Source organism: Bacteroides sp. D22, assembly GCF_000163675.1.
Lineage (GTDB): Bacteria > Bacteroidota > Bacteroidia > Bacteroidales > Bacteroidaceae > Bacteroides > Bacteroides xylanisolvens.
This window is the reverse complement of record NZ_GG774815.1, coordinates 24092-35374: the sequence shown is the minus strand read 5'-3', so window position 1 is coordinate 35374 and position 11283 is coordinate 24092. Positions and strand designations below refer to the sequence as shown.

Here is an 11283-nt window from a genome sequence, read left to right as displayed (position 1 = left end):
TGGTATAATAAGATTGAAGAATATGGATACGATACATTCACAACAGTAGCAAACTCTATTGAGAATCATTATGAAAGGATTCTGAACTTCTTTGTGAACAGGAGTACAAATGCAGCAGCGGAAGCATTTAATGCTAAAATCAAAGCATTTAGGGCATCATTTAGAGGAGTAGTGGATATGAGCTTCTTCCTTTTTAGGCTAGCAAAGGTATATGCATGAAGGGAATTGACTAAACTTAATCCCCCAAGAATTACAACTGAGCCATTAAACATCCGTCAAATTCAATGTGGCAAGGTTCAACATATTAAAAAAATAGCCTCAACTTACAAAAAATTGAGGCTATCGAAATATCACTTAAAAAGTCTCTCTATTCCCATTCTATAGTCGCATTAGGTTTCGGAGACATATCATAACAAACGCGATTTACATTCTTCACTTCTTTCAGTATACGGTCTGTTATCTTCATCAGGATAGGCCATTCTATCGGTTCGATAGTAGCCGTCATAGCATCTACCGTGTTGACAGCGCGAATAATCACCGGCCAATCAAAAGAACGGGCATTATCACGTACACCAACAGATTTAAAATCGGGTACTACTGTAAAGTATTGCCATACCTTTTTATCCAATCCGGCAATCTGAAACTCTTCACGCAAAATAGCATCGGACTCACGTACAGCCTCCAAACGGTCACGCGTTATAGCACCTAAACAACGTACGCCCAAACCTGGACCAGGGAAAGGTTGACGGTAAACCATCTCATAAGGCAATCCCAACTCCAAGCCACAAGCACGAACTTCATCTTTAAATAATTGGCGCAACGGCTCCACAAGCTCGAACTTAAGGTCTTCAGGCAGCCCACCTACATTATGGTGAGACTTCACCATTTTAGCAGTTTTCGTTCCACTTTCCACAATATCCGGATAAATAGTCCCTTGCCCCAAGAAGTCAATACCATTCAGCTTACGTGCTTCTTCTTCGAACACACGAATAAACTCACCACCAATAATTTTACGTTTCTGTTCCGGATCTTCCACACCTGCCAGTTTATTCAAGAAACGATCGGTTACATCTACATAAATAAGATTTGCTTTCAACTGGTTGCTGAATACCTCAACCACATCTTCAGACTCTCCCTTACGCATCAAACCATGATTAACATGTACGCAAACCAGATTGTTACCAATTGCCTTCAGAAGTAAAGCTGCTACCACAGAGCTATCAACTCCACCCGACAGAGCCAACAATACTTTCTTATCGCCCACCTGACGCTTAATCAACTCTATCTGATCATTGACAAAGTTCTTCATGTTCCAGTTAGCTTCAGCTTTACAAACATCGAAAACAAATGATTTCACTGCCGCCTTTATAGCCTCAATATCATCCGCAAATTCTGCCAACTTCACTTCACAAGTTGCTTTATCGTGACCTGCAGCCATGACGGGAATCCCCAAAGTATAGATAGCCGGATTTACATCAATAGCAACGCCATCAATTACATTATTCGGTCCACCATTAATTATAATACCCTTTACATTGGGCAATGCTTTCAGTTCTTCCACTGTGATATCGTGAGGATAAATCTCACTATAAACTCCTAATGCACGGATGGCGCGAGCCAACACCGTATTCTCATGACTACCCAAGTCAAGGATAACAATCATATCCTGCTTCATCTGATTTTGGTTGTTTTTTAAGTTATTGTATTGTTTATTATTCACTATCGTTTCCAAACGGTCTGCAAATATAAAGATTTTTAGAGAGACTATAATACATTGATTCTCTAAAGTTTCAGAACAGAGTCGCGTTTTTTTGCTGTTATATTATTCCAAAGAAAAAAATGAAGTTATACAGACAAGCAAAAATAAAAAAAGAAGCATTCACAAACACTATAGAGTTTGAAAGACTTCTTTTATCCTAGATATTTTATACATTTGCTGCATAAAACATAATATTTCACCATGAACGAAGAGAAAAGTTCCTTTATAAAAGGTATAAATGAGCAACACCCAGCCGCTTATCATCAGCTTTATAATGAATATTATAAAGCATTGGTGTTGTATGCCATCAACTTTCTCTCTTCCCAACAAGCTGCCGAAGATATTGTACAGGATCTTTTTGCAACTATGTGGGAAAAGAAAATGAGATTCTTATCATTGCCTTCTTTCCGAACTTATCTTTATAATTCTATACGAAATGCCTCTCTTAATTATTTAAAACATCAGAATGTAGAATCTCTCTATCTTGAACGCTTGGCAAGCACTTATCGAGAAATCACAGAAGAAGAAGATACCAATGAAGAAGAAGTATACCGACTACTATTTCGTGCTATCGATAAATTGCCAACACGCTGCCGGGAAATATTCTTATTACATATGGATGGAAAAAAGAATGAAGAAATAGCTACTGCACTAGGAATTTCGATTGAAACAGTAAAAACACAAAAGAAAAGAGCTATACAATCTATCAAAGAACAGATGGGCACATGCTATTTTTTGCTCCCCTTATGTGACATTTTGTATAGTTCCAAGTTTTTTTCGTAACCAAAATAATCTTTTTTAGAAAGTTTGTACCTCTTTTTAATCTTCATGTTGTCTTATTAACAAATGATAAGACAATAAATATATGAAAATAAAATCTGGTACAGAAGAATTAATAGCCAAATATCTCTTCGGTGATATTACAGAGCACGAGAAAAAACAACTTGACAATTGGATCAAGACCTCTCCACAACACGAAGAGTTTTTCAATCGTTTACGAACAAGCGCATCATTTCGTAAGCGCTACGAGGCATATACACAGATTAACTCACATCAAGCATGGAAACATTTCAAAAAGAAATATTGCCAAGTATCAGTCACATCAATTCTCCTGAAATATGCAGCTATTTTAATATTACCTATAATAATAGCAGCAGGAGGATGGTACTTTTATATTGCTTCCGAAAAACAAATATCTGACAATCTAGCCTTAGGAGATGCCATACAGCCAGGAATTCCTAAAGCTACATTAATTTTAGCCGGGAATGACAAGCAATCGCTTACCCCAACATATCCAACACCAGTTAAAGTTAATCATTCCACAACTGCTATAGCCCAAAATGGTGCGCTCATCTATCCATCAACACCCAATATAAATATAGATATACCTCAAAAACAGCAGCCTGAAACAGTAGAAAAAAACACATTAACAACTGAACAAGGAAACGAATTCAGAGTAACCTTTGAAGATGGAACAACCGTACACCTCAATTATAACACAGAAATACGGTATCCTGTAAAGTTTAGTAAGACTAAACGCATGGTTTATCTAAAAGGAGAAGCCTATTTTAAAATAGCCAAAGATACTCGTCCTTTCTACGTTATCACTGACCAAGGAATAATCAAACAGTATGGTACAGAATTTAATGTTAATACATTCACCTCTGGACGAACAGAAGTCGCATTAGTGAAAGGGAGTATCAGTATTATTCCTCAAGGAAGTACACAGGAACAACTCATAGAGCCGGGCCAATTGGCACACATTGAACAGAAAGGTAACAATATATCTATATACAATGTAGACCTCACTCCCTACATAGCATGGAATGAAGGACGACTTATTTTCGAAAATCGTACTTTAGAAAATATTGTCGAAATTCTAGAACATTGGTATAATGTTAATATTTCCTTTGGCACTTCCGAGCTTAAACAACTGCGATTTACTGGTAATATGGATCGTTATGCCACAATCAGCCCGATATTAAAAGCAATAGCACGTACTACGAATTTACAAATAAAAATAGAAGGAAGAGAAATTTTAATCACAGACAATTAATTACTAATTAAACAAGAAGAAAGAATGAGAAAGACAAAAAGTAGAGAAAGAATCCGAATACTTTCTCTGGTAGTAGTATTATTACTATTACCCACAATGATGCTTGCCATTCCAGAAAGTGGCAAAAAAGTAACTTTAAATCTGGAATCTGTCACTGTCAAAGATTTTTTCGATGCTTTAAGACAACAAACCGGATTAAGCTTTGTCTACAATACAGAACAGACAAAGTCACTGAAACCCATCACTATCCATGTAAAAGATGAAACTGTGGATAACGTACTACGTACCGTACTCAATGGCACGGGTCTCACTTACAGCATGGAAAGAGATATTGTCACTATCTCTAAAGTGGAACAACAAGGAAGCAAACGTATCGCAACAGGTATCGTTTCGGATGAAGAAGGATATCCTTTGCCCGGTGTTAATGTTGTGATTAGTGATCTTCAACGCTTTGCCATAACAGATAATAATGGTAAATATAATATAGAGATTCCAGCTAATACCGCATGTACTATCACCTTTTCATATATCGGAATGTCTACTCAGCAAGTAATGATTAATAGTGGTCGGAATGATGTACGAAAAAATATTACTCTAAAAAGTGATACTAAATTAGATGAAGTTATCGTTACTGGAATTTATACTCGTAAAGCAGAAAGTTTTACTGGAGCAGCAACTACTATTTCGAGCAAAGATCTGATGCGTGTCGGAAATCAGAATGTGTTCCAGAGTTTGAAAAATCTGGATCCTACAATATACATTGCAGATAATTTTGATATGGGCTCCAATCCCAATAGTGTTCCGGATATGTCAATGCGTGGAACTTCCAGTTTTCCAACGACAGAAAGCAGTTCTTTGCGCAGCAACTATCAAAATCAACCCAATCAACCTTTATTCATTCTTGATGGTTTTGAAACAACTGCTGAGACAATAATGGACATGGACATGAACCGAATTGAAAGCATTACAATTTTAAAAGACGCCTCAGCAAAAGCTCTCTACGGTTCTAAAGCAGCCAATGGTGTAATTGTTATTGAAACAAAACGTTTAACCGGAAATCAACAGCGTATTACGTATAATGGTAGTATTTCTTTGGAAATGCCGGATTTAACCAGTTATGACCTTTGTAATGCATTTGAAAAATTGGAAGCAGAACGTTTAGACGGAGTATATACAAGTAGTAGCGCCAATACACAAATCCAATTAGATCAATTATATAATGGACGACGAAAACTTGCATTAGAAGGATTAGATACCTACTGGTTATCCAAGCCACTTCACACTGGCATAGGACATAAACATAACCTAAATATAGAATTAGGCGATTCCCAAAATTTACGTGCAATCTTAGACCTTACTTATAATCAGATTACTGGGGTTATGAAGGGATCTGACCGCCGCAATATATCGGGTGATATAAATTTATCATACAGACATAACAAACTATTACTAAAGAATATCCTATCAATCATATCTAACAAAAGTAATGAGTCCCCTTATGGAGAATTTAGCGAATATTCCAGAATGAATCCATATTGGCAAGCAACTGATGAAAATGGGAATATAGTTCAATGGGTAGAACAAATTGGCTCAACATCAAGCAAAGTAGCTAACCCTATGTATAATTCTATTATCGGAACCAGCTTTACTTCCAGTTATTTACAATTCACCAATAATTTTTATGCAGAATGGCAAGTTGATAAAAACTGGAAAGCAACAGCACGTATAGGAGTCTCTGAAAAACGAAATGATATGGATGATTTCTATCCCGCCTCACATTCCATTTTTGCAAATGTTAATGATATACTTAAGCGTGGTAAGTATATTATGGAAAATGGTAAATCCAGTTCTATTTCCGGAGACTTGAATATAAACTATAATAATCAATTTGGTAAACATACTATCTTTGGAAATGCCGGTGCCTTTATCTCCGGAGAAAAATCATCAGCATATCGACACACGGCAGAAGGTTTCCCCAATAATCAGAAGGCAGATATTTCATTCGCAAAACAATATGCAGAAAACAGTACCCCTACTGGTTATTCCACAATTAACCGTGAAGCCAGCTTCCTATTAGCCGCTTCGTATGATTATGACAATCGTTATTTAGCCGATGCAACTGTTCGGGAAAGCGCATCTTCCTTATACGGTTCAGATAACCGTTGGGCCAATAGCTGGTCTTTTGGTATTGGATGGAACCTGCACAATGAAGCCATCTTGAAAGGTGTTGGATGGATTAAACAGTTAAAACTTCGGGCCTCGATTGGTTTGACTGGAAATCAAAACTTTGATACCAACGCAGCAATTGCTACATATAATTATTACACAGGCGTCGTATATGGAGGCTTAGCTGGCAAATTTACAGGAGCTTATTTAGCATCTATGCCTAACTCCAAATTAAAATGGGAACAGAAAAAGGATCATAATATAGGAATTGATATGAGAGTTGCCGGATTATCCCTTTCTGTTGACTATTACTCAGCAGATACCAAGAATATGTTAACCGATGTAACAATCCCAACTTCTACAGGGTTCGCAATAGTAAAAGATAATTTAGGATTGGTACGTAATTCTGGAGTTGAAGCTAAAGCTAATTATACAATATGGCAAGGAAAAGAAGGTTTTGTAAATGTATATGGAACATTTGCCTATAACCGAAATAAAATAATTCGTTTGTCAGAGAGTATGCGGGCTTACAATGAAAAAATGATGAAACAAGCAGAAGATAATAATACCTCTGCACCTGTATTAATGTATCAAGACGGATTATCTATGAAAACAATATGGGCAGTTCCTTCAGCCGGTATTGATCCGCAAACCGGACAAGAAATATACATTAAAAAAGATGGTACCTACACCTATACTTATTCAGCCAATGATATGGTCGCTGCTGGTAACTCCGATCCTAAGTATCGTGGTACAGGCGGTTTCACAGCCGAGTATAAAGGTATCGGATTAAGCGCTACTATAAGTTATCTTGCTGGTTGTCAAATGTATAATTCAACCCTCGTCAGTCGGGTAGAAAATGCAAATATTGCTTACAATGTGGATCGCCGATTGCTAATTGGTCGTTGGACTACTCCCGGACAAGTAACACCATACAAGAAATTTAATTCTGAAACAACTACACGTGCTACCACTCGCTTTGTACAGGATCGGCGTGAATTATCACTCTCTTCCATCAGTGCATATTATGAGTTTCCCAGTTCCATTTATAGGAAATTAAGTATGCAACGTCTGCGTTTATCATTCTATTTAAATGATATTGCAACGTTCTCTTCTATAAAAATAGAACGAGGTTTAAATTATCCTTTCGCAAGAAATATGTCGTTCTCATTAACAGCCACTCTCTAAATTTTATAAAGATGAAAAAATACATATTAATCCTATTAACGTCCGTAGTAACATTATCCTCTTGCAGCGACTGGTTCGATGTTACTTCAGGGTCTGAAATTCGAGAAAAAGATCATTATAGCACTCTAGCCGGATTCCAACAATCTTTAATAGGTTGTTATATTAGCATGACAGACAATGCCCTTTATGGTAAAGAATTATCCTGGTATGCAATTGAAATATTAGGTCATCAATTTAATCCTGTGACTTCCAATTCAAGTAATAGTAGAGAAATGCAAGAATATGAAAAATTCAATTACGACCACACACAAATATTCTCGGACATCGAAAATATTTGGGCTAAAGCATATTCTGTAATAGCCAATGCCAATGAAGCATTAACTAATATGGAAGGACAGGAGTCAAGTCTGAACGAAGTCTATTATCATGTTATCAAAGGAGAACTTCTTGCCATTCGTGCATATATGCATTTTGATCTGTTGCGCCTATATGGATATGGTGATTGGAAAAACCGTTCCGCAGAACTAAATTCTAAAAAAACGATTCCATATGTAACAACTTTATCATCGATCCCAACTCCTCAACGCACAGGAAAGGAGACACTTCAAATGATTATCAACGATTTGGAAGCCGCAGAAAAATTATTAAAGGAATACGACCCGATCACAAAAAAACATCCGGCTTCTTATTACACAAGTATAGATGCAGATGGTTTCTTCAAAGATAGAACTTTACGACTCAATTATTATGCAGTCAAAGCATTGGAAGCACGTGTATATTTATGGGAAGGCAGTAAAGAAAGCATAGACAAAGCTTTAAATGCTACTGAAGAGATAATCACAGCTATCGGTGATAATGGAATTGTTATGGACGATATGTACACTTACTCCTACCTGTTACCAGAAATTTCTCAATCTAACCGTTCTCTAGCATCCGAAGCTTTATTTAGCCTAAATGTTTCAGACGTTACGTCCAAAATTACCTCATATATAATACCCAACTTCGTCAACACAGACTATACAGCTATGTATATATCTCCAACAGATGTTGAAAATATATATGAAGGCATAAATTCAGATGTTCGTTTCACACGAATGTTAGATCAAACCCAAAGTGATTCCAGAGGATATGTCCCTATGAAAATTCATCAAGCAAGTTTAGACGAATTCAATAAGAACCGCTTGTCTCTAATACGCTTGCCTGAAATATTCTATATTGCTGCAGAATGCTATGCAACAAGTGCAACCCCAAATCTTGACATGGCATTACAAAGGCTAAATAAGATTCGCGAAAACAGAGGTATCAGCACCCCTCTTGAAAATCTAAATGCAGATCAAATCATAAAAGAAATACAAAAAGAATATCACAAAGAATTCATTTCCGAAGGTGTCATGTTCTATTACTATAAGCGAACAGGGTGTAAATCTATTCCTAATTATAGTGAAGAGATGACAGATACGCAATATTTATTGCCTTATCCTACCTTCGAAATACAATCCGGTCGTGTACAATAAACAATATTAATATGAAAAAAATAATTATAAAATCAGTCTTAGCGATAAGCTGTTTCTCTTTATGCCTCATTAGTTGCGGCAAGGAAGAAATACCATATTTTGACAGTCAATATAATGCTGTCAGATTCAATTCTACGAATGAGTACGATGCAGAAACCGACATATTTAAAGGGAATTATTCTTTTCTGGAGAATCCCTTTGATGAATATGGTGAATATGAATTGCCTTTAGTTTTGGTCGGAAATGTATCGACAGAAGACCGTACTGTGAATTATGTAATCAATGCGGAGGAAACCACTGCCCCCGAAAACAGTTATGAAATAACTGCTGCAGTGATTCCCGCAAATAGTTTAAAAGGAACAATAAAAATAAGGCTGTTTAATACTGATGAAATACAAAATGGAGCATCATATAAACTTTATATCCAGCTAAAGGAGTCATCAACTCTAGGGTTAGGCCCTAAAGAATATATCACAGCAACAGTAAGTTGGAACAACAATATCATTGCCCCTCCAGCGACTGAACGATATGTATGGATGACATATAATTCACTAATAAAATCATCCCTAGCTCCAACCTCTTATTCTACAACAGCTTATAGTTCCAATGCTTTAAAAACAATTGTAACAGCTTTAGACTGGGATGATTGGGACGATATGACTGCGCATCCTGACCAACCACAGAGACCAACATATTTTACATATAAATATCTCGCCAATTATAGATTATTCGTAACAGACAAATCATATGAAGCTTATGCTGCAAAATTAGCGGATTATCTAAAAAAGTATCAGAAAGAACATCCCGATACCCCCCTAGTTCATAACGAAGGTAATTTGAAAGGACAAATTATAGAAGCCAGAACATATTAATTTATATAATTCTATAAAATTATGAAGAAAAATAATATAACTCAATTAATAATATTACTGCTGCCTAATATTCTCTGGTTTACTTCTTGTTATGAGGATAAAAGTTCATTTGTAACAAACCTTATTCCAGAAGTACAAATTAGTATAAACGATAAAAATCAAGAAAATTCAATATACGTAGGTTATCAATCTCCTGTCGATATTGTACCATCTATTACCCAAGATGGTTTTGATGGTTCTAATTTGCGCTATGAATGGGCTGTAACCGAGGAACCCTCAACTAATAATCCTGTTTATGAAATTATTGGTACAGAAAAAGACTTTCATGGTATTATAAATCGTCCTATATCAAATGGAGCCTATACGTTAAAATTGACTGTAACAGATGTAGCAAATGATAACTTACAATATATTTATTCTTGGGAATTATATGTACAAAGTAGCTTCCTAGACGGATTGTTGATCGCAGATAGTGAAAACGGAACAACAACAGATTTTACTTTGATTAACAATTCTCAAATAACAAATCAATATACAAAAGAAGAAAGAATATTCCGTCACATACTAGAAACTGCTAATGGAGCAGCATATGATGAATTATTGACTTCATTAACCTATGAGGTGATGGGGAACACAGCAATACTTGGTAGTTCTCACTTAAATCAGATTTGGGCTATTTCTTCCACAGGAAAAAGCATTCGTTTCAACTGTAAGGACTATTCAATAAACGGGACATGGGAAGATGAAAAAATATTTTTATATTGCCCCACCGATTTTCAAGTAAAATCTTATATTCGTTCTTCACAACTTTTCATCGCTTATACAAATAATGGACTATATTCATTCTTAAACGTAGCAGGTAACAAATTCTCTATGCCTAATTCTGTTTTTAATGGATTTGAAATCAATAACAATGTATATGCAGCAAATTCTTCATATAGTATTGGAGACAACCATTTAGTATGGTTAGATAAACCCAAAGGTGCCTTTTATTCCTTAAATGGCACGAGTTATAACACATGTACTCCGTATATCTCAAATCCAGATTTCGATCCTAATGACATGGGAAGTCAAACAGCTATTGCCGCAACAAGTTCTCAAGATGGCTCATTGGCCACTTTCTTACTTAAAGACGATAATAGTGGAAATTATGCTATTTACACTTTAAGCCAATATAAAGCAGAAGAAGGACATTATGAAGATCCTGATAATTGGGAGGGATGGATTGTGACTTCACCAGAACAACCAGCAGCTGCAAAAAACAAATATATTATTCCAACGACAGGAAAAACCTTACTAGACAAAGCTGTATCTATTTTCTTCGGACATACAAATAATGTATTATATGTAGTAACAGATGCAGCTATATACTCATTTACTTACGGTATGGGAAATGAAGTATCTGTCTCCACCACCTCACAGTTTACCCCCAGTAACGGAGAAAAAATCACAAAAGCCAAGCTATATCAACAAGGACAATACACTAATCAAATTAATGTAATGACTGGTAATCCACCAACTATTGCCCCAAATGCATGGAATAACAAAGCCCTCATTATTGTGACCCAATCCGCAGAATTTAACGGAAAAGTCTCAATTGTTCCGATGAAACAGGCCGGTGCAGGAACCTTGGATATTTCTAAAGCCCTAATCTATGATGGTTTTGGTAAAATCCTAGATGTAACAACAACCGGATATTAATCTAATTTCATAAAAATACATTAAAGA

General features: G+C 36.0%; 8 protein-coding genes. 7 read left to right on the top strand and 1 reads right to left on the bottom strand.

Annotation, left to right across the window (positions count from 1 at the left end; all coding sequences use genetic code 11):
- Positions 1-219, top strand: a 219-nt coding sequence (locus HMPREF0106_RS06750) for a transposase (RefSeq protein ID WP_009038818.1), incomplete at its 5' end; no start/stop codon positions are given.
- Positions 220-367: 148 nt separating this feature from the next.
- Here HMPREF0106_RS06750 and guaA read toward each other — a convergent pair.
- Entirely contained in the window at positions 368-1675 is a 1308-nt protein-coding gene (guaA, locus tag HMPREF0106_RS06755) for a glutamine-hydrolyzing GMP synthase (protein ID WP_004314576.1), read from the bottom strand.
- Between the two features lie 285 nt (positions 1676-1960).
- Between guaA and HMPREF0106_RS06760 the strand changes: the two genes are divergently transcribed.
- The 6 genes from HMPREF0106_RS06760 to HMPREF0106_RS06785 all read left to right on the top strand — a co-directional run bounded on the left by HMPREF0106_RS06760 (position 1961) and on the right by HMPREF0106_RS06785 (position 11256).
- Positions 1961-2542, top strand: a complete 582-nt coding sequence (locus HMPREF0106_RS06760) for an RNA polymerase sigma-70 factor (protein ID WP_004314577.1) — start codon at positions 1961-1963, stop codon at positions 2540-2542.
- Positions 2543-2624: 82 nt separating this feature from the next.
- The gene (locus tag HMPREF0106_RS06765) at positions 2625-3815 is read left to right on the top strand and encodes a FecR family protein (protein WP_008640710.1); all 1191 of its coding nucleotides are present in this window, start codon (positions 2625-2627) and stop codon (positions 3813-3815) included.
- A 24-nt stretch (positions 3816-3839) separates the two neighbouring features.
- Positions 3840-7169 carry a SusC/RagA family TonB-linked outer membrane protein gene (locus HMPREF0106_RS06770; RefSeq protein WP_004314579.1) on the top strand — a complete coding sequence of 1110 codons (3330 nt, stop codon included), beginning with the start codon at positions 3840-3842 and terminating at the stop codon, positions 7167-7169.
- Positions 7170-7180: 11 nt separating this feature from the next.
- On the top strand, positions 7181-8683 hold the full coding sequence (locus tag HMPREF0106_RS06775; protein WP_009040620.1) for a RagB/SusD family nutrient uptake outer membrane protein: 1503 nt from the start codon (positions 7181-7183) through the stop codon (positions 8681-8683).
- 11 nt (positions 8684-8694) lie between these two features.
- Positions 8695-9555 (top strand): DUF4843 domain-containing protein, encoded by an 861-nt coding sequence (locus HMPREF0106_RS06780; RefSeq protein WP_004314581.1) that lies wholly within the window; start codon positions 8695-8697, stop codon positions 9553-9555.
- A gap of 21 nt (positions 9556-9576) precedes the next feature.
- On the top strand, positions 9577-11256 hold the full coding sequence (locus HMPREF0106_RS06785) for a PKD-like family lipoprotein (RefSeq protein WP_009040619.1): 1680 nt from the start codon (positions 9577-9579) through the stop codon (positions 11254-11256).
- Positions 11257-11283 lie beyond the last annotated feature (27 nt).